General features: G+C 72.0%; 18 protein-coding genes. 9 read left to right on the top strand and 9 right to left on the bottom strand.

The window, feature by feature from the left end; all coding sequences use genetic code 11:
* Positions 1-1,353: a serine/threonine-protein kinase gene (locus COUCH_RS00725; RefSeq protein WP_249610190.1), complete on the top strand. Its 1,353-nt coding sequence runs from the start codon at positions 1-3 to the stop codon at positions 1,351-1,353.
* Positions 1,350-3,164, top strand: coding sequence for a Stk1 family PASTA domain-containing Ser/Thr kinase (pknB, locus tag COUCH_RS00720; RefSeq protein WP_249610189.1), 1,815 nt, complete (start codon positions 1,350-1,352; stop codon positions 3,162-3,164). Before COUCH_RS00725 ends, pknB begins: the two co-directional genes overlap by 4 nt.
* 62 nt (positions 3,165-3,226) lie before the next feature.
* Here pknB and COUCH_RS00715 read toward each other — a convergent pair whose 3' ends face one another.
* The 4 genes from COUCH_RS00715 to COUCH_RS00700 all read right to left on the bottom strand — a co-directional run bounded on the left by COUCH_RS00715 (position 3,227) and on the right by COUCH_RS00700 (position 7,451).
* Positions 3,227-3,877, bottom strand: coding sequence for an aminodeoxychorismate/anthranilate synthase component II (locus tag COUCH_RS00715; RefSeq protein ID WP_249610188.1), 651 nt, complete (start codon positions 3,875-3,877; stop codon positions 3,227-3,229).
* A gap of 5 nt (positions 3,878-3,882) precedes the next feature.
* The gene (locus tag COUCH_RS00710) at positions 3,883-4,176 is read right to left on the bottom strand and encodes a hypothetical protein (RefSeq protein ID WP_249610187.1); all 294 of its coding nucleotides are present in this window, start codon (positions 4,174-4,176) and stop codon (positions 3,883-3,885) included.
* Between the two features lie 9 nt (positions 4,177-4,185).
* Positions 4,186-6,111, bottom strand: coding sequence for a class E sortase (locus tag COUCH_RS00705; protein WP_249613507.1), 1,926 nt, complete (start codon positions 6,109-6,111; stop codon positions 4,186-4,188).
* 530 nt (positions 6,112-6,641) lie between these two features.
* Positions 6,642-7,451, bottom strand: coding sequence for a DUF881 domain-containing protein (locus COUCH_RS00700; protein ID WP_249610186.1), 810 nt, complete (start codon positions 7,449-7,451; stop codon positions 6,642-6,644).
* A gap of 168 nt (positions 7,452-7,619) precedes the next feature.
* Between COUCH_RS00700 and COUCH_RS00695 the strand changes: the two genes are divergently transcribed.
* Entirely contained in the window at positions 7,620-7,883 is a 264-nt protein-coding gene (locus COUCH_RS00695; RefSeq protein WP_249610185.1) for a cell division protein CrgA, read from the top strand.
* Positions 7,884-8,163: 280 nt separating this feature from the next.
* Positions 8,164-10,299, top strand: coding sequence for a (Fe-S)-binding protein (locus COUCH_RS00690; RefSeq protein WP_249610184.1), 2,136 nt, complete (start codon positions 8,164-8,166; stop codon positions 10,297-10,299).
* A gap of 80 nt (positions 10,300-10,379) precedes the next feature.
* Here the strand turns inward: COUCH_RS00690 and COUCH_RS00685 are convergent, their stop codons facing one another.
* Positions 10,380-10,676, bottom strand: a complete 297-nt coding sequence (locus COUCH_RS00685) for a GOLPH3/VPS74 family protein (protein ID WP_249610183.1) — start codon at positions 10,674-10,676, stop codon at positions 10,380-10,382.
* Between the two features lie 57 nt (positions 10,677-10,733).
* Here COUCH_RS00685 and COUCH_RS00680 point away from each other — a divergent pair, with 57 nt between their 5' ends.
* The 3 genes from COUCH_RS00680 to COUCH_RS00670 all read left to right on the top strand — a co-directional run bounded on the left by COUCH_RS00680 (position 10,734) and on the right by COUCH_RS00670 (position 14,141).
* Positions 10,734-12,065 carry a hemolysin family protein gene (locus tag COUCH_RS00680; RefSeq protein WP_249610182.1) on the top strand — a complete coding sequence of 444 codons (1,332 nt, stop codon included), beginning with the start codon at positions 10,734-10,736 and terminating at the stop codon, positions 12,063-12,065.
* Positions 12,058-13,083, top strand: a complete 1,026-nt coding sequence (locus tag COUCH_RS00675; RefSeq protein ID WP_249610181.1) for a hemolysin family protein — start codon at positions 12,058-12,060, stop codon at positions 13,081-13,083. Before COUCH_RS00680 ends, COUCH_RS00675 begins: the two co-directional genes overlap by 8 nt.
* A 197-nt stretch (positions 13,084-13,280) precedes the next feature.
* On the top strand, positions 13,281-14,141 hold the full coding sequence (locus tag COUCH_RS00670) for a LamG-like jellyroll fold domain-containing protein (RefSeq protein WP_249610180.1): 861 nt from the start codon (positions 13,281-13,283) through the stop codon (positions 14,139-14,141).
* A gap of 27 nt (positions 14,142-14,168) precedes the next feature.
* On the opposite strand, the gene COUCH_RS00665 is transcribed toward COUCH_RS00670, so the two are convergent.
* Positions 14,169-14,579 carry a VOC family protein gene (locus COUCH_RS00665; protein ID WP_249610179.1) on the bottom strand — a complete coding sequence of 137 codons (411 nt, stop codon included), beginning with the start codon at positions 14,577-14,579 and terminating at the stop codon, positions 14,169-14,171.
* Positions 14,580-14,589: 10 nt separating this feature from the next.
* Positions 14,590-15,009: a helix-turn-helix transcriptional regulator gene (locus tag COUCH_RS00660; RefSeq protein WP_249610178.1), complete on the bottom strand. Its 420-nt coding sequence runs from the start codon at positions 15,007-15,009 to the stop codon at positions 14,590-14,592.
* A 169-nt stretch (positions 15,010-15,178) separates the two neighbouring features.
* Between COUCH_RS00660 and COUCH_RS00655 the strand changes: the two genes are divergently transcribed.
* On the top strand, positions 15,179-15,472 hold the full coding sequence (locus COUCH_RS00655) for a hypothetical protein (protein ID WP_249610177.1): 294 nt from the start codon (positions 15,179-15,181) through the stop codon (positions 15,470-15,472).
* Here COUCH_RS00655 and COUCH_RS00650 read toward each other — a convergent pair.
* Positions 15,469-16,248: a helix-turn-helix transcriptional regulator gene (locus tag COUCH_RS00650; RefSeq protein WP_249610176.1), complete on the bottom strand. Its 780-nt coding sequence runs from the start codon at positions 16,246-16,248 to the stop codon at positions 15,469-15,471. The genes COUCH_RS00655 and COUCH_RS00650 overlap by 4 nt on opposite strands.
* A 68-nt stretch (positions 16,249-16,316) precedes the next feature.
* On the opposite strand from COUCH_RS00650, the gene COUCH_RS00645 reads away from it, so the two are divergent.
* The gene (locus COUCH_RS00645; protein ID WP_249610175.1) at positions 16,317-17,369 is read left to right on the top strand and encodes a zinc-binding dehydrogenase; all 1,053 of its coding nucleotides are present in this window, start codon (positions 16,317-16,319) and stop codon (positions 17,367-17,369) included.
* A 54-nt stretch (positions 17,370-17,423) separates the two neighbouring features.
* Here COUCH_RS00645 and COUCH_RS00640 read toward each other — a convergent pair whose 3' ends face one another.
* Complete coding sequence (locus COUCH_RS00640) at positions 17,424-18,719, bottom strand: GAF domain-containing protein (protein WP_249610174.1); 1,296 nt, start codon at positions 18,717-18,719, stop codon at positions 17,424-17,426.
* Positions 18,720-19,239 lie beyond the last annotated feature (520 nt).

Genomic DNA, 19,239 nt, shown 5'->3' with positions numbered 1-19,239 from the left:
ATGATCAGCCCTGGGGTGACCCTCGGTGGGCGGTACCGCCTGGACGAGCGGATCGCGGGCGGCGGCATGGGCGACGTGTGGCGCGGCACCGACGAGGTGCTCGGCCGTACGGTCGCCGTGAAGATCCTGCTGCCGGCCCTGCTGGACGAGCCGGGCTTCGCCGAGCGGTTCCGCGGCGAGGCGCGGACCATGGCCACCATCAACCACCCCGGGGTCGTCGACGTCTACGACTACGGCAGCGACCAGCAGCTCGCGTTCCTCGTGATGGAGTACGTGGAGGGCGACGCGCTCTCGCGCACCCTCAGCCGGGTCGGCCGGCTCACCCCGGCGCGCACGATGGCGCTGGTCGCGCAGGCCGCGGACGCGCTGCAGGCCGCGCACGCGAACGGGATCGTGCACCGCGACGTCAAGCCCGGCAACCTACTGGTACGCCCGAACGGCACGCTGGTCCTCACCGACTTCGGCATCGCCCGGTCCGCCCTGGTCGGCCAGCTGACCGTGGCCGGCTCGGTGCTCGGTACGGCTTCCTACATCTCGCCCGAGCAGGCGTCCGGTGCGGTGGCGACGGCCGCCTCCGATGTGTACGCGCTGGGCGTGGTCGCGTATCAGTGCCTGTCCGGGCACCGCCCGTTCGACGGCGCCACGCCGATCGAGATCGCGATGAAGCACGTCCGGGACTCCCCGCGCCCGCTGCCGGCGGACATCCCGCCGTCGGTGCGCGCGATCGTCGAGCGGGCCATGGCCAAGGACCCGAACGCCCGGTGGCCCACCGCCTCCGCGATGGCGTCGGTGGCCCGCCAGGCCGCGTCGTCGCTGACCACGCAGGTGCACCAGCCGGCCGTGAACGGCGCCGGCAACGCGGGACGTCCGGTGGGCAGCGCGGCGCCGAACAGGCCGCACTCCGGTGGCCCCGCGGTGGGCAACCGCCCGCACTCCGGCGCGCCGACGTCCGGCCCGCCCGGGCACCCGAACGGCGGGCAGGCCCGGCCGCCGTACCCGCCCGTGCCCCGCCCGGTCTCCGGTGGGCAGGGCGCGCGGGGTGCCGCCTCGGTGCCGCCGCTGCAGCAGCCGTACCGGCATCCGTCGGCGCCGCCGATGCAGCACCCGGTGATCGCGCCCGGCAAGCAGGCGGACAACTCCGGTGGCCGGCAGATCCTCATCGTCCTGGCCGTGGTCCTCGCGCTACTCGTCCTGCTCTGCGCGGGCGTGATCTCGTTCCTGCTCAAGGAGGGGAACACGACAGCGCTGGGCGCGGCCGATCACCGCGCGGCGACGGCGTCGTACCGTCTTACGAAGCAGGCTGGTGCACCGCACGGCCTCATCCCCGCGACCGAAGGACGACAGACGCTATGACGGCGCAGGCCCGCCTGCTGGGTGGCAGGTATCAGGTCGGCGAGCTGCTCGGTTACGGCGGCATGGCCGAGGTGCACCGGGGGCGCGACCTCCGGCTCGGCCGGGACGTGGCCATCAAGATGCTCCGGTCCGACCTCGCCCGCGACGCGACCTTCCAGGAACGGTTCCGCCGCGAGGCGCAGAACTCCGCCGCCCTCAACCACCCGGCGATCGTCGCCGTGTACGACACCGGCGAGGAGACCTCGCCCGCCGGTGAGAAGCAGCCGTTCATCGTCATGGAGTTCGTCAACGGGCGCACTCTCAAGGAGGTGCTCGCGGCCGAGCAGCGCCTGCAGCCGCGCCGCGCCCTCGAGATCATCGCCGACATCTGCGCGGCGCTGGAGTTCAGCCACCGGCACGGCATCATCCACCGCGACATCAAGCCCGGCAACGTGATGATCACGCAGAACGGGCAGGTCAAGGTCATGGACTTCGGCATCGCCCGGGCCCTGGCCAGTGGCGCCACCACGATGACGCAGACCAGCGCGGTGATCGGCACGGCCCAGTACCTCTCCCCGGAGCAGGCCCGCGGCGAGTCGGTCGACGCCCGCTCCGACGTGTACGCGGCCGGCTGTGTCCTCTTCGAACTCGTCGTCGGCCACCCGCCGTTCGTCGGCGACAGCCCGGTCAGCGTGGCGTACCAGCACGTCCGCGAGGACCCCAAGGCGCCGAGCGACATCAACCGGGACGTGCCGCCGGACGTCGACGCGATCGTCCTCAAGGCCCTGGCGAAGAACCCGCTCAACCGCTACCAGAGCGCGCAGGAGATGCGCGCCGACGCCCTGCGCGCGGTAGCGGGCCGTCCCGTCATGGCGACCCCGGTGATGACCGAGGCCGAGACGATGGCGATGACCGGCCCGATGCGCCAGGCGCCCACCGCGGCGACCCGGCCCATCCCGGCCGCGGCCGTCGGTCCGCGCGGCCCGCAGCCGCCGGAGCGCAAGACGTCGTCGTGGGTGATGGCGGTCCTGGCGGCTCTGGGCGTGCTCGCGGTGGTGGCGCTGGGCATCGGCCTGGTGCTGGCCAACAACAACGACGACAAGGACAAGCCGCCGGCCCAGGCCACGGTCCCCAAGGTCACCGGATTCTCCGAGGACGACGCCCGGACCCGGCTGAAGCAGGCCGGTTTCACCAACATCGCGTCGGGCACGCCGAAGGAGACGTCCGACTGCGAGAACAAGGTGGAGAGCCAGTCTCCCGACGCCAACTCGACGCAGCCGCTGGACACGACGATCACGATCACCATGTGCAAGAGCCCGTCGAAGGTGCCCGTACCGACCGGCCTCAGGGGCGGCACGGAGGACGCGGCCCGGCAGGCGCTCCAGGCCCGGGGTCTGGTCCCGGTCATCGACCGCGTGGACAGCGACGCCCGCGAGGGCGAGGTGCTCGACGTCGAGGACGAGGGCAAGCAGGTCGCCCCCGGCAGCAAGATCACCGTGAAGGTCTCCCGGGGAAACCTGAAGGAGATCCCGGACGTCACCGGGCAGAGCCTGGAGGTCGCCAAGGCCCGGCTCGAGGACCGCGGCTTCACCAACATCCAGGTGCAGGAGTCCCAGCAGGAGGGCACGCCCGGCACGGTGATCGAGCAGACCCCGGGCGGGAAGCAGAAGCGGAGCGTGTCGACCAAGATCACGCTGACGGTGATCTCCCAGCCGACGCCCGACCCGAGCACCCCGGACCCGGACGGCTCCACCCCGCCCGACGGCACCGGCGGCGGTGAGGGCGACGGCACCGGCACCGGTACGGGCGTCGGCGGCATCTTCGGCAACTAGCCTTCAGCCACAGCGAAAAGCCCGGGCTTCCCCAACGGGAGCCCGGGCTTTCGTCTTGGCCGTCAGGCGGTGGCGAACGCCGACCGCCGGCGGGTCTCCACCTCGGCGGCGAGCTCCGGGGCCCGCTCCAGAGCCGCCGGCAGCCCGCACGACGCCAGCCAGTTCGCCAGCATGGTGTGGCCACCCTCGGTCAGCACCGACTCCGGGTGGAACTGCACGCCCTCGATCGGCAGCGTGCGGTGCCGCATCGCCATCACCACGCCGGACTCCGTCCAGCCGGTCACCTCGATCTCGTCCGGCAGCGTCTCCGGGACGACCGCCAGCGAGTGGTAACGGGTGGCGGTGAACGGGTCCGGCAGGCCGGCCAGCACGCCCGCGCCCTTGTGCTGCACCGACGAGGTCTTGCCGTGCAGCAGCTCGGGGGCCCGGGTGACCGTCGCGCCGAACGCCGCCCCGATCGCCTGATGGCCCAGGCAGACCCCGAACATCGGAAGTCTCCCGGCATACGCGGAGATGACGTCCATCGTGATGCCGGCGCGTTCGGGCGTACCCGGTCCGGGGGAGAGCAGGACCCCCGCGGCGCCGAAGGCGGCGACGTCGGCGACCGAGATCTCGTCGTTGCGCCGCACCTCGCAGTCGGCGCCGAGCTGGCCGAGGTACTGCACCAGGTTGAAGACGAACGAGTCGTAGTTGTCGATCACGAGGATGCGCACGGGGATCACCTGGTGCTCGTGGAGGGTTCGGGTTCGTTCGTGTGCTCGTTGTACGGGATCTCGTCCGGCCCCAGCTGCGCGTCATCGCCGCCGGGCACCACGGCGTCCGGGTTCTGCTGCGCCGGGCCGCTCTGCTCGGTGCCGGTGCCGACCTGCACGTCGTCGAAGGGCAGCAGCGGTGTCGCCCACGGGAACACCACGTACCACAGCAGCGCGCCGACCGTCACGGCCAGCACGACGGAGCTCGTCAGCTTGCCCCACAGGCCGAAGGGCAGTTTGCGCCAGATCCACGCGTACACGGGCCCTCCCTACGCCTTCTTGATCTCTGCGGGCCGGCCGGCGTCGGGCAGCTTCGGGTCCCGTTTGAGGGTGTCCACCAGCTCCGCGTGCACGATGAGCCGCTGGTAGTTGTTGAACTTGGGGTTGCAGGTGGTCAGCGTCAGCATCGCCTTCGTGGGCTTCTTGCCGGGCTGGCCGGGTACGGGCGCGACGACCTCGACCTGCGACGGCCGTACCACCTCGCTGTAGCTGACCTTGTAGACGTACCAGCTCGAGCGCGTCTCCACGCCGATCACGTCACCGGGCTTCAGCTCGTCCAGCCGCCAGAAGATCTTGCGGATGCGGTGCCCGGCGACCGAGAAGTTGCCGACCTTGCCGGGCTGGGCGGTGTCCGGGTAGTGCCCCGGCGCGTACCGGATGTCCTGCGGCCGTACGCCGTTGACCACGACCCATTCCATGCCGAGCTTCGGGATGTACAGCCGCCCGACGAGGTTCTTGCCGGGCGCGGCGGGCGCGGCCTTGGTCGGCCCGGCGCTGGGCGCGACGGTCGGGTCGTTCCACTCCTGGTCGAGCTGGTTGGCCAGGCTGTCCTGCTCGTCCTGCACCTTCGCGGAGTTGCCGAACACCTCGTACCCGGCGAACAGCAGGATGATCAGCCCGAACGTGATCATCAGCTCGCCGGACACCCGGACGCCGGTGCGGATCCGCGAGCCCAGCGTCGGGCGGGTCAACTCGGAATACACGCTCTTGTAGCCCTCGCCGGTCTGCTCGGGCCGAAGTTTGACGACCTTCTCGCCGCGCTTCGGCTTCGGCTCCTCCGCGGGCCCGACATCCGGCTCGCGCTCGGCCGCCGCCGCGGCAGCGGCCACCGAGGCCGCACCGACCACGCCGTCGTCCTTGCCGCGGGGCCGCGCCGGCTTGGCAGGCGCCTGCGGCGGAGTCTTCTTCCGTACGGCGGGCAGCAACCCGGTCGGCGCATCGGCGGTACGGATGACAGCCGTGGCGGAAGGATCCTGCCCGAGGGCGCCAGCCGCCTCCCCGGGCCCCGAGGACGCAGCCCCGGCGGCCGGTGACTCCTCCCGGTGCCCTCGCGACGCCGCCTCGGCAATCTGCGGCTCGTTCCGGCGTCCCCGCGGCGCAATGTCGGCGGCCGCCGGCTCGTCCCGGCGTGCCCACCGCCCCCGCGGCGCTGCCTCCGCGGCCTGCCGCTCGTCCCGGCGTCCCCACCGGCCCCGCGACGGCTCCTCGGCGGTCTGCGGCTCGACCAGCTCCTCCCAGGCGCTGCCGGCCGCACTGTTCATCCAGGCGCCGGTCTCGGAGTGATCCCACCCGGTGCTGGTCGAACCCGTGCCGCTCTGCCACCCGGTGCCGCCACCACCCTCGGCCGCCCGGCGACGCCCGCCGCGCCACCGGTCATCCTCATTCAGGGTGTCGTAGCCGCTGGTGCCCTGCTGCCGGCTGACCGCACTGCCGGCGACCGGCCCCGGAACGCTGCTCGAACTCTGCAGGCCGGCCGGGTTCTGCAGGCCGGCCGGGTTCTGCAGGCCGGCCGGGTTCTGCGAGCCGGCCTGGCTGTGCGGGCCGGCTGAGCTGTGCGGGATGGCCGGACTTGCGGGGTTGTGCGGGCCGGCCGTGCTGTGCGGGCCGGCCGTGCTGTGCGGGCGGGCCTGGTTGGGTGGGCCGGCCTGGTTGGGCGGGATGCCCGGGCCGTCGGCCCGGATGTTGCCCGGGCTCTGCGGGATGGCGGGACTCTGCGGGATCGCCGGGCTGTCCGTGCCGGTGCTGCCGGGGCTGCGCGGTGCGGCGGGGCCTCCGCCGGCCGTCGCGAAGAAGTCGAAGCCACCCGGCCCGCCGGGTGTCGCGCCGGGGCCTGCCGGGGCGGCGTCCGAGCGCGCCCGCGCGGCAGCAGCGGCACGGGCCACGAGCGGGTCGACCCCCGCGGCGTCGGCCGGCACGGCGGCGGCGGACCCGCTGACCGGCTTGGCCGGCGCCTGATTCGGCAGAGCGACCCCCGGAGCGGGAACCGTCGCACCCGCAACGGGACGCGGACCTCCGAGCGGAGGCGCGGCGGGCTGCACAGGAACGCCCGAGGCCGGAGGCGCGGGGGGCTGCACAGGAACGCCCAAGGCCGGAGGCGCGGGGGGCTGCACAGGAACGCCCGTGGGCGCAGGCGCGGGGGAGTGAACGGGGAGGGCCGCGGTGGGCTGCGCAGGCATGCCCACGGCCGGAGGCACGGGAGGCTGGACCGGGGCCGCCGCGGCGGGCGGAGCCGGGGGACGTGCCGAGGGTGGGGCCGGGACCGCCGCGCCGGTGGCCGACGGCCAGGCCGGGTTTCCCAGGCCGACCGGGGGGTCGAGCGGTCCGCCCGGCACCCCGCCCGGCGTGGCGTCCGTGACGCGCGGGATGAAGGCGGTCTGCGCGTCGGTGTCGGGGGCGCGGTGCCGGCCCGAGTTCGGCGCGCCGCCCGGCGGCTCCGGCGATGCCATTACTTCGTGACCTCGGCGGATCGGAGGTCACTCGACCCGTCGTACGCCCGCACAGTCACGTTCCTCTCGACGGTTTCCGTGTAGCCGAGGCCGAAGTCGGCGACCGCTGCCCGGAATTGCTGGACTCCCTCTGCGGACTCCAACGCTCGGTGCATAGCTGTGGGTTCGCCAATCGCCGTGATCTTGAATGGCGGCGAGAAGACCTGGCCGTGCAACAGCAGCGTATTGCCGACACAGCGTACCGCGCTGGTCGAAATGACGCGGACATCCATGATCGACATTGCCTCCGCCCCACCAGCCCAGAGGGCGTTCACGACCGCCTGGACGTCACCCTGGTGGACGACGAGATCATCGTTCTGGGGGACGTCGCCGCCGGTGTCGGTGGGCCGCCGGGACGAGTCGTTGAGGGTGACCGTGACGCCGGGCCCGTGCAGCGCCGTGAAGCCGGCCGGCTCGCGCATCGCGTCGGCCCGTTCCCGGGCCTGCTTGACCGGGGTGTCCACGTCGGCGAGGCGGGCGGCGTCCTGGTCGACCGTCGTACGCAGCCCCGCGGCCTGCCTCTCCCGCTGCTCCAGACGCGCGCGCTTGTCGGCGATGAGCTGGGCGAGCTGTGGGCGCCGGTCGTCGCGCAGCGCCGTGCCGTCGGCCGTGGTGGCCGAGGTGGTGAAGAGAAGTCCGGCGGCCAGTGCGATCAGCGGTACGCCCACCGACCAGCCCCGTTGCCGTTGTCCGCGGCGCCGGGGGCGGAGTCCGCCGAGGGCCCGGCGCATGACAAGTCGCCACGAGGGCGTCCCCGTGGTGTACTCCACGTCGGTCTTCCTCCCCGGGATGTCCGAAAAACCCACCGGCGGGTGCCTGTGCGCGCGCCGCCTTGACTACGCTAGCTATCGAACAGTATTCGCCACGGGCAGCTTTCGGTGTCCCCGGAGCCGCTCAGGGGTGGGTTGTTCACCACTTGTTGCCCTCAGGAGAGCGCCGTGCCGAAGTCACAGGTTCGCAAGAAGAAGGTCTACACGCCGCCGACGGACATCCGTCCGGCAGCGACGGCCGCGTCCAAGAAGCCGAGTCCGGTCTGGCTGCCCGCCACGGCGGTTTTCTTGATCATCTTCGGCATCGCCTGGCTGGTCGTGTACTACCTCTCCGAGCAGCAGTACCCGGTCGAGGCGTGGCACTACTGGAACCTGCTCGTCGGCTTCGGCTGCATGGTCGCCTCGCTGGCGATCCTGTCGCGCTGGCGCTGACCGCCCCACGCCCGTCGGTCACCGTTGCCCTCGGGGCGGTGGCGCTGCATCGCCGTACCCTTCTGCGCTGCTCGCGGCCGTAACGGAGGCCCGTGGGCGCAACCGGCCGTAGAGTCTGATCCGCCGACCGCGCACCCTGCCGGCCCTCCCGGCCGCAAGGTGCGCTTTCGGCTGACCGGGCCCGGTCGTCGCTGAGACGAACCCAACCGCGATCTGCGGCGCGCACACTGATTACTCGTGGGTAACATGGTCGCCACCCGACCGAGGAGGCACAACGCAGATGGGCATCGCGCAGATCGTCGCCACCGTCCTGGCGGGCGTCGTCACGCTCGTAGCGGTCGTCCTCGCGGTGCGTGCCGTCATGACGATGACCGCGGTGATCCGGCAGGGTCAGCCCGCGCCGGAGCGTTTCACGGACAAGGGCACCCGGACCAGGACGATGCTGGTCGAGACGCTCGGGCACACCCGGATGCTGAAGTGGAGCACCGTCGGCGCCGCCCACTGGTTCGTGATGGTCTCCTTCATGATCCTGTTCCTGCTGGTCGTGGAGGCGTACTTCGAGGTCGTGGACCCCACCGGCGGCCTGCCGATCGTCGGCCACTGGACCGTGTACGGCCTGGTCACCGAGTGGGTCGCCGTGCTCGGCCTGCTCGGCATCCTGTACCTGATCTACAAGCGGCAGCGCGACCGCCGGGCCAAGCGGAGCCGGTTCCTGGGCTCCACGATGTGGCAGGGCTACTTCGTCGAGGCGGTCATCCTCGGCGTGCTGATCTGCGGGTTCCTGATCCGCGGCTTCAAGGTCGCCAACGACACGTTCGAGTTCCCCACGTGGGCCACCCCGGTCAGCCACGGCGTCGGCGCGCTGCTCCCGGCCGCCGATGACGGCCCGACCTGGGTCGCGCTGGTCAAGCTGCTCATCTCGATGGCGTGGCTGATCACCATCGCGCTGAACGTGACGATGGGCGTGGCCTGGCACCGCTTCCTGGCCTTCTTCAACATCTTCTTCAAGCGCAACCCGGAGAAGCCGGCCGGGTCCGGCCTGGGCCCGCTGCGGCCGATGATGAGCGACGGCAAGCCGCTGGACTTCGAGGAGGCCGACCCGGAGAAGGACCAGTTCGGCGTCGCCCAGGTCGAGCAGTTCACCTGGAAGGGCCTGCTGGACTTCTCCACCTGTACGGAGTGCGGCCGCTGCCAGTCGCAGTGCCCGGCCTGGAACACGGCGAAGCCGCTGTCGCCCAAGCTGCTGGTGCTGTCGCTGCGCGACCACGCGTACGCGAAGGCGCCGTACCTGCTGGCCGGCGGCGGCAAGGACCTGACCGGCGAGGAGAAGGCGACCGAGGAGCAGCTGAAGGGCGTCGACGTGCTGGCGCTCGCGGAGGCCGACCGGCCGCTGATCGGCACCGAGGCGGAGAACGGCGTCATCGACCCGGACGTGCTGTGGAGCTGCACGACGTGCGGCGCCTGCGTCGAGCAGTGCCCGGTCGACATCGAGCACGTCGACCACATCGTCGACATGCGCCGCTACCAGGTGCTCATCGAGTCGAGCTTCCCCGCCGAGGCGGGCGTGATGCTGCGCAACCTGGAGAACAAGGGCAACCCCTGGGGCGCGCCGCAGAACACCCGCGAGGACTGGACCAAGGGCCTCGACTTCGAGATCAAGCGGGTCGGCGAGGACGACTTCGAGTACCTGTTCTGGGTCGGCTGCGCCGGCGCGTTCGAGGACCGGGCGAAGAAGACCACCCGCGCGGTCGCCACGCTGCTGCACGAGGCCGGCGTCGACTTCGCGATCCTGGGCGAGGGCGAGACCTGCACCGGCGACCCGGCCCGGCGCATCGGCAACGAGTTCGTCTTCCAGATGCTCGCGCAACAGAACGTCGAGACGCTGACCGAGGCCAACGTCAAGAAGATCGTCGCCACCTGCCCGCACTGCTTCAACACGCTCGGCAACGAGTACGAGCAGCTGGGCCTCAAGGTCGAGGTCGTGCACCACACCCAGCTGCTGCAGCACCTGGTCGCCGAGGGCAAGCTCACCCCGGTCCAGCCGATCGAGGGCGACGTCACCTACCACGACCCCTGCTACCTCGGCCGCCACAACCGGGTCTTCGAGGCCCCCCGCGAGGTCCTGGGCGCGGCCGCGAACGTCGTGGAGATGCCGCGCAACTCCGAACGCTCCTTCTGCTGCGGCGCCGGCGGCGCGCGCATGTGGATGGAGGAGAAGATCGGCAAGCGGATCAACGTGGAGCGCACCGAGGAGGCCCTCGCGACCGGCGCGAAGACCATCGCGGTCGGCTGCCCGTTCTGCTACACGATGATCGGCGACGGCGTCACCGGCAAGGGCGAGCAGGACAACGTCGAGGTCATCGACGTGGCCAGCGTCCTGCTGCGCAGCATCAAGGGCGACAAGGCGCCCGCCTAGGACGCAGCGGCCGCGGCGACCGCGACCACCACCACGGCGGCCTGGATCTCGTCGATCGTCTTCTTGACGGCCGCCGCGGCCTAGGCGCCGGCGGAGATCTCCTTCAGCCGGGCCTTCACCTGCTTGCGGTCCTGGCCGGCGAAGACCTTGCGGTCCATGCCGGTCGCGGTCACCAGGGCGCACAGGGCAGCCGTACGGGGCTCCACCGGCCCCTCACCCGACACGGCCGCGAGCAGCCGCTGCCGGGTCGCCGACTCCTCCGCCGGCTCCACGCCGTCCCGGGCGGGATAGCGGGTGCGGGGGAAGAAGCGCAGCACCTTGTTCTCCTCCCTGGTCAGCACCCCCGCCTCGACGAGCCGGTCCAGGGTCCGACCCACCGCGTGCATGTGCCCGATGCCCGGTTCCGGCACAATGAGGGCCGAGGTGAACCGATCATGGCCGGCCTGCTCCTGACCGCGGTGCTCCCGCTGGTGGCCTTCGCGCTGCTGACGGCGGGCAACGCCTTCTTCGTGGCGGCCGAGTTCGGGCTGGTCACCGTCGACCGCGCCGAGATCGACAAGCGGGCCGACGGCGGCGACCGCCGGGCCCGGACCGTGCGGCACGCGCTGCACGAGCTGTCCTTCCAGCTCTCGGGTACGCAGCTCGGCATCACGCTGACGACGCTGCTGACCGGCTACCTCGCCGAGCCCGCGCTGTCCCGGCTGTTCACGCCGATGATCGAGCCCGTCGCCGGCGGGAACACCGACACGATCACGCACCTGCTCGCGCTCGTGCTCGCCACCGTCCTGTCGATGCTCTTCGGTGAGCTCGTACCCAAGAATGCGGCCCTGGCCCGCCCGATGCGGGTCGCCCTCGCCACCGCCGCCCCGCTGCGGACCTTCTCGAAGCTGTTCGGCTGGCTCATCGGGGCGCTCAACGGCTCCGCCAACTGGCTGGTCCGCCGCCTCGGCATCGAGCCGCAGGAGGAGCTCGCCAGCGCGCGCTCGCCCGAGGAGCTGGGCCTGCTCGCCGCGATCAGCGCCCGCGCGGGCGCGCTGCCGGCCGAGACTGCGACGCTGCTGCGTCGCACGATCCGCTTCGGCGAGAAACGCGCGGCCAAGGCGATGACCCCGCGCGTCGACGTGGTCGGCCTGAAGACCACCGCGAGCGTCGCGGACCTGATCAAGGTCGCGCGGGAGACCGGACACACCCGCTTCCCCGTGTACGAGTCGACGCTCGACCTCGTGATGGGGGTCGTGGGGGTGCCGGACGCGCTCGGCGTGCCACCGGACCGCCGCGCCTCCACGCCGGTGTCGGCCGTGGCCCGGGAACCGATCTACGTCCCCGAGAGCCTGGGCCTCGACAAGGTCCTCGCCGCGCTCCGCGAGGCGGACGCCGACCTGGCCATCGTGGTCGACGAGTACGGCGGCACGGACGGCGTCGTCACCGTCGAGGACCTCATCGAGGAGCTGGTCGGTGAGATCGCCGACGAGTACGACCTGGACGTCAGCGAGGCTGCCAGCGAGGAGCTGACCGCGCCGGACGGCGGCCGGACGTTCCTGGTCGACGGGCTGCTGCGCGAGGACGAGGTGGCGGAACAGACCGGCTTCCGGCTGCCGGAGGGCCCGTACGAGACGCTCGCCGGCTTCCTGCTCGCCCGGCTGGGCCACATCCCGGTGCCCGGCGAGTCGCTCGAGGAGGACGGCTGGGAGTTCACCGTCATGGAGGTCGACCGGCACCGCGTCGAACAGGTACGCGTGGTGGCGCCGGAGCCGGCCGATGACTGAGCTCTTCGTGACGGTGGCGCTGCTGCTGGGCAACGCCCTGTTCGTCGGCGGCGAGTTCGCGCTGATCGCGTCGCGGCGTACGGCCCTCGAACCGCTCGCCGCGACCTCCCGCCCGGCCCGCTGGGCGCTGTCCGCGATGAACCAGATCCCGCTCATGATCGCCGGGGCGCAGCTGGGCATCACGATCTGCTCCCTCGGCCTCGGCGCGATCGCCGAACCGGCGGTGGCCCACCTGCTCGAGGGCCCCTTCGCCGCGGCCCGCCTGCCCGAGGGCGCGGTCCACCCGGTGGCGCTGGTGGTCGCGCTGGGCATCGTGGTCTTCCTGCACACGGTGGTCGGCGAGATGGTCCCCAAGAACATCACGCTGGCCGGTCCCGAGCGTTCGGCGCTCATCCTCGGCCCGTTCATGCTGGCCTTCTGCACGGCGACCCGCCCGATCCTGACGGCGATGCGCTGGGCGGCGCGTACGGTCCTCAGCCTGTGGAAGGTCGAGGCGACGGATGCGGTGAAGACCGTGTTCACGGCGGAGGAACTCGCCGGCATGGTCACCCAGGCCCGCTCGGAAGGCCTGCTCGGCACGGAACAGTACGAACGCATCCACGCCGCGCTGGGCCTCAACGACCGGACCGCGGCGGACACCCTGCGCCCGTGGTCGGGCGTGACGACGGTGGCGGACGATGCGTCCCCGGCCACCATCGAGGCGCTGTCCACGCGCAGCGGGCGGTCCCGGTTCCCGGTGGTGCAGCGTGAATCCCGGCGCGTGCTGGGCTTCGTACACGTCAAGGACGTCCTGGGTTACGAAGGCGCGCAGCGCCGCCTCCCCATCCCGGCGGAGATCATCCGCCCGCTCGCGGTGGTCCCGCCGGACCGCAACCTCGCCGACCTCCTCCTGACCATGCGCCGCGACCGGCGGCACATCGTGCTGGTGAGCGAGGGCAGGCGACCGCTGGGGGTGATCGCACTCGACGACGTGCTGCACGCCGTCGTGGGCGAGCCGGCCGGGCGGCCGGTCAGCTAGCCGGGCGGCCATCCGGCCGCGGTCCACCACGCCGCAGCTTCGTGACGCCGTCTGTGACCGCTGCGGCGGCGCGGCTGCGCCGGACCGGGTGGGAGCGTGGCCGTTTGGCCGACCTCATTCGGGTGCTTTAGCCCACTTTTGCGCCGTCTCGGAGTTTGTAGTTAACAAGTCGACGCCCGCTTTTGGACAATAGCCGCATGTTCGACACCCGCCGGTCCTGGTTCACCCCCGTCGGCGCGCTGGCGGCCACCGCCGCGCTCGGTGCCGGCCTGCTGGTCGCCGCCCACTTCGCCCAGCGCAGCGACGCCGCACCCCGGCTCACGCCGCTGGTGCTGCCGCGCGCGTCGGCCGGCGCGCTGCCCATGGCCACTTCCACCCGGGAGGCCCCGCCCGACCCGGGTCGCATCGGCGTCGCGGCGGCGCCCGTGACGGTGCGCTACACGTTCGACGGCGGCGTGACCGAGCCCATCACGGACGTCCACGGCGGATTCGAACTGCGCCCCCTCGGCCAGAACGGCGGCACGCTCGCCCTCGTACCGCAGGGCGCGGGCCTCGCGGTCCGGTACCCGGCTCGCTGCACCCTGCCCCGCGAGCGCGACTGCCCCCGCGCGATCCTCCAGGGCACCCGCGACGACAGCCTCAACCCGGGCACCCGCCCCATGCAGTACGGCGCCTCGATCCTCATGACCCACGACGACCTGGCGGACGGCGCGAACGTGGTGCAGAAGGGCTACTCGGTCGGCGGCGTCAGCCAGTTCAAGCTGCAGGTCGATCACCGCGAGGGGCACCCCAGCTGCGTCATCGCCAGCCGTACGCGCATCTACCGCGCCGAACCCCCGGTCGACGTCGCCGACGGCAACTGGCATGACCTGCTCTGCGCCCGTACGGAAGATCGCCTGACCATCAGCATCGACGGCACCGAACGCGCGTCCGTGCCGGTGCCGGCGACGCTGTCGATCGCCAACGCCGAGCCGTTGCGGGTCGGCGGCAAGGGCCCCAACAATGGCAACGACCAGTACGCCGGCCAGATCGACAACGTCTTCCTCTCGATCGGCTGAAACGGCCGGCTGAAACGCGGCGCCCGGCTAGGACTTGGCGCGCTCGTTGATGCGTACCTGGTTGCCGGCCGGGTCGCGGAACGCGCAGTCGCGGGTTCCGTACGGCTGGTCCATCGGCTCCTGCAGCACCTCGGCGCCGGTCGCGCGCACCGACTCGAACGTCTCGTCGACGCTGTCGGTCTCGAGCACCAGCCCGGACAGCGACCCCTTGGCCAGCAGCTCGCGCAGCGCCTGGGCGTCGTCGGCGGGCCGGGCCACGCCCGCGGTCTGCAGCACGATGCCGAGCTCGGGCTGCGAGGGCGGCCCGACGGTCAGCCAGCGCGCGCCCTCCATGGAGACGTCCTGGCGCACCTCGAAGCCCAGGGCGTCGCGGTAGAAGGCCAGCGCGGCCTCGTGGTCGTCGACTTCCAGGAACGTGTACTTCAGCGAAAGATCCATGCCCGGAACGCTACGAGGCGGGGCTGACCTGCGCTTCTCGAAATCTGCTCGGCCTCGTCACGAGTTTCGCCCAGCAGCCGGGGATGGGCGCGAGCTCGTCGTGGTCCCGCGCCCGGTACGCGCTCGGACTCTCCCCGACGAGCTCGGTGAACCGGGTGCTGAACGATCCGAGCGACGTACAGCCGACGGCCATGCACACGTCGGTGACGCTCATGTCGCCGCGCCGCAGCAGCGTCTTGGCCCGCTCGATCCGCCGGGTCATCAGATAGCTGTACGGCGACTCCCCGTACGCGGCGCGGAACTGCCGGGAGAAGTGCGCCGGCGACATGTACGCGGCCCGAGCCAGCGCGGGAACGTCCAGCGGCTGCGCGTACTCCCGGTCGATCAGGTCCCGCGCCCGCCGCAGGTGCTTGAGCTCCTCGGGCTTCACGCCAACAGCATAGGTGCCGGAGGCGGGCGCTCGACGCCCTGACGGCGGTAAACAAACCTGATAGATTCCCCAACGTCGATGACCGAAACGGGGCGGTCAGCGCACTCAGTCGTCCGCGACCACGCGGCCGGCGTCGTACGCCTGCGCCCCACAAGCTCGTGAGGTGCACATGCGTGGCGCAACCCGCATCGTCCTGGCCGGTGTCTTCCTCGCCGGAGGACTCATCGGACTGCAGGCGCCGGCCCAGGCGGCCGACTGCTACTCCATCAACTCGGGCAGCAACGGCGCCCTGTCGTTCTGCGACACCACCAAGCACCGCCCGGTCGTGAAGTGCCGCCGTGCCGCGACCGGGACCGCGTACTCGAACACGGGCGTGTGGGCCGCGGCCAGGACCTTCAGCAACACGGTGTACTGCAGCAGCGGCGACCTCCGCACCGGCCACTACATCGAGAAGTACGTCTAGCCCACAGCTTCGCCGGGCCGGCCCGGAAGGTGGTAGACGACCAGCGTCTGCTCGGGCCGCTCGGCGACGTGGAAGGCGGCGTGCGACACGGTGACGACGCCCAGCCGCGGGTGCCGGAAGCGCTTGTGCCCCGCGTGGCTGAACTGAATGTCGTACCGCGGCCACCACTCGCGTACCTCGGGGCTGGCCGCGGTCAGCTCGGCCACGAGCCGCGTCACGCGAGGGTGGCCGGGGTGCCGCCCCGCGATGGCGCGCAACCGGGCGAGGATGTTCCGGGCCTCGGCCTCCCAGTCGACCAGCACCTCCCGGGCGGCGGGCTCCGTGAACATCCACCGCACGACGTTGCCGCCCGCTTCCATGCCCTGGAACAGCTCCGCGGCGGCGTCGTTGTGCGCGAGCACGTCGTAACAGATGCCCGTGACGTACGCGGGATTGTCGCCCAGCAAGGCGGGGACGCCGGCGACCTCGGGCGCCACCTCCTCGGGTTCGTCCTCGTCCGGCGCCGCACCTCCAGCGGCGAGGCGGCGCAGATGCTCCTGCTCGGCGTTCGTCAGCCGCAGCGCCCGGGCCAACGCGTCGAGCACCTGACCGGAAGGACGTACGTCGCGGCCCTGCTCGAGATAGGTGAGCCAGGTGGCGCTGATGCCGGCCAGCAGGGCCAGCTCCTCCCGGCGCAGGCCGGGCGTGCGGCGGCGGCCGGTGACGGGCAGGCCGGCGTCGGCCGGTGTCATCCGTTCCCGGCGGCTGCGCAGGAACGTCCCGAGCTCGGCGCTCACCCTAGGACCTCCAGTACCAGAATAAAGCGATTCTGGATACCAGTCTAAGGCGGCGCGAGGCTGGTCCCATGCGAGCTTGGACGGTTGCTGAACACGATGACGACGTACGCCTCTCCGAGGTGCCGACGCCCGCTCTGCGGGGTGGCGGTGTGCTCGTGGAGGTGCTCGCCGCGCACCTGCCGGCGTACACGAAAATGGTGGTCGAGGGCAACCGCGGCGCCCTGCCGGTCCCCCTGATCCTGGGCCCCTCCTGCGTCGGGCGCGTCATCGACGTCGCGCCCGACGTCTTCCATGTCGCCCCGGGCGACATCGTTCTGGACACCGCGCTGCTCGACGCCGGCGGCGACGACCAGATCCTGGTCGGCTGGGTCGGCCTGGGCGGTCCGGGCGGGGGCAGCGACCGTACGGATCAGATGCGTACGGTGTGGCACGACGGCGTTTTCGCGGAGCACGCCCTGTGCGCCAAGGAGACGATGGTCAAGCTGCCCGGTGCCGAGCACTACCCGGAGCCGGCGCACCTGGCGTTCCTCCCATGGCTCTGCATCGCGGCCACCGGGCTGCACACGGCAGGTTCCCTGGCCGGCCGTGACGTCGCGGTGATCGGCGCAACGGGCCAGCTGGGCGGCGCGGCGGTCCTCGTCGCGCTGGCTGAAGGCGCCGCGACGGTGACGGCGGTGGGCCGCAACAAGCAGGCACTCGACCGGCTGGCGGAGCTGGGCCCCCGCGTACGCACCCACCAACTGACCGGCGACCGCGCGACGGACGCGGCGGGAATCGGCCCGGCCGACGTGGCGCTGGACGCGCTCGGCGCCACACCGACGGCGGACGCCACCATGGCCGCCTACGACAGCCTGCGCCGCGGCGGCACGCTGACGCTGATCGGCGGCGTCCGCCAGAACCTCACCATCCCGTACGGCGACCTCATGCACCGCAGGCTCACCGTGCGCGGCTCCTGGATGAGCGACGACGAAACGGTGGCCACGGTGTGGAACCTGGTCCGCTCGGGGCTGCTGGACCTGTCCGCGGTCGAGGTGTTGACGGTGGGGCTGGATGACCCGGCGGCCGCCCTGGAGCTGGCAGAACGCACGACGGGCCTCGGCTTTGTGGCGCTCGTACCCTGACTGCCGGTGTTGCGGAGCGGCCCTGTTGCGGGGCGGGGAGCCGGCGGCGGCCCGTCAGGCGCGGTGGCGGTAGGCGGCCAGGCCGCCAAGCTCCTCGCTGGCGATGAACACCGAGCGGACGTTGATGATGGCCTCCTCGACGTGCGCGGGGCAGCCCCACGCCGAGTCGCCCCACGAGTCCGCGATCTTGATCTCGGCCGGTGCGGCGCATCCCGAAGCGCCCCCCAGCTGGCAGGACTCGGGGTGCGGCATGGCGGCCTGCGCGGCCGCTGCGGCGCGCATCTGCGCGGCGATCTCCGCGGCCGCGGCGGCACGCTCCTCGGCCTGGGCCCGCAGGTGCTGCTCCGCGCGTACGGCCTTGGCCAGCTCCTCGTGCGCCTGCTTGGCGCGAGCCTCAGCAGTGGCCCTGGCCTGTTCGATGTGGTGGCGTTCGATCGCCAGCGCCGCGGTGCCGGCGAAGACCCGGATCAGGGCGAGGTCGGTGTCCTGCGGGACGCGCGGCGTGCGGTGGTACATGGCGAAGGTGCCCAGCAGATCGCCGTCACGGGCCAGAATCGGCACGGACCAGCAGGCGGCGAGCCCGGCGCGGCCGGCCAGCTCCCGGAAGTCGCTCCAGAAGGGATCCGTGGCGATATCGGTGACGATGACGGGCTCGCGCCGGTGGGCGGCGGTGCCACAGGAGCCGACGCCCTCGCCGGTTGCGATCCCGTCGATGGCCTCGTTGTAAAAGCCGGGAAGGCTGGGCGCGGCACCGTGGCGCAGATGCCGGCCGTCGGGGTCGGCGAGCAGGACGGAGACCAGAACCCCCTCGGGCGCCAGGTCCTCGATGCAGCGAGCCATCCCGTCGAGCACCTCGCTCAGCGGCGCCTGCCGCGCGATCTGCTCCAGCACGGCCCGGTGCCCCGCCATCAACCGCTGAGCCTGCTTGACCTGCGTCGTCTCGACGCCGAGCACCCGAATCCCCACCACGGACCCGTCAGCGTCCCGGCGCGGTTCATAGGTGAAGTCGAAATACACCTCCCGGGCGTGCGCCCCCGTACCCAGCACGGCCCGGGCATCGCGGCCGGTGTACGCCTCACCGGTGCGGAACACCTGGTCCAGCAACTCGGTGAAACCTTGGCTGGCCAGCTCAGGCACCAGCTCGGCGACCGGAACCCCGGTGCGAGCCCGATCCTCACCGATGGTCGCGAAGAACGCCGGGTTCGCCGCCTCCAGCACGTGCCCCGGACCGGCGAGCGACGCGAAAACGGCGGTGGACTGCCCGAACAACGCCCGAAGATCCGCCTCCGCCGCCTGCCCGACCTCGGCCGAGTCGGCGGCAACCGGCCGCTGGTCCGGTACCGCTGTCATGATGTGGCCTCTCGTCATTCATGCGGGGCTGATCGCCGGCATGGGCGGCGCAAGCACGACCGTGCCGGCATGCGAACGTGCACCACCGGCCAAGTCATGAGGCACTCTATGCCGCATCACCGCCAACGGCACGGCCATCCCCGGCGCCCGACCGCCCCCGCCGTAACGGCCCCGATCGAGCCACCGAACGCCAGGCATCGAAAGCCCAACCCGGGCCCGCTCCGTCCACGCCGGTAAAGACGGTCTCCAGGTACGCCTCCACGACGAAGGTGTACCCGTACAGCGTGAACTGGACATCCCCGTCCCGGCGGTACAACCAGGCGGCCCGATGACCGACCCCACCCCGGCCACCCTCACCGACCCTGCCCGCGGGATCCGGCGGCAGCTCGGCTTCCAGAAAGGCGATGATGTCGGCCCCGTCGGCGCACCGCCACGAAGGTCCCAACGAAACCCGCACCATACGGCCAGGCCCGCGCCAGATCGAGACGCCGTCCTCGCAGCGTTCGGGCGCCCAACCAGC

Origin of the sequence: Couchioplanes caeruleus, assembly GCF_023499255.1 — a bacterium.
GTDB lineage: Bacteria > Actinomycetota > Actinomycetes > Mycobacteriales > Micromonosporaceae > Actinoplanes > Actinoplanes caeruleus_A.
The sequence above is the reverse complement of the archived record's forward strand: the minus strand, read 5'-3'. Positions and strand labels throughout refer to the sequence as shown.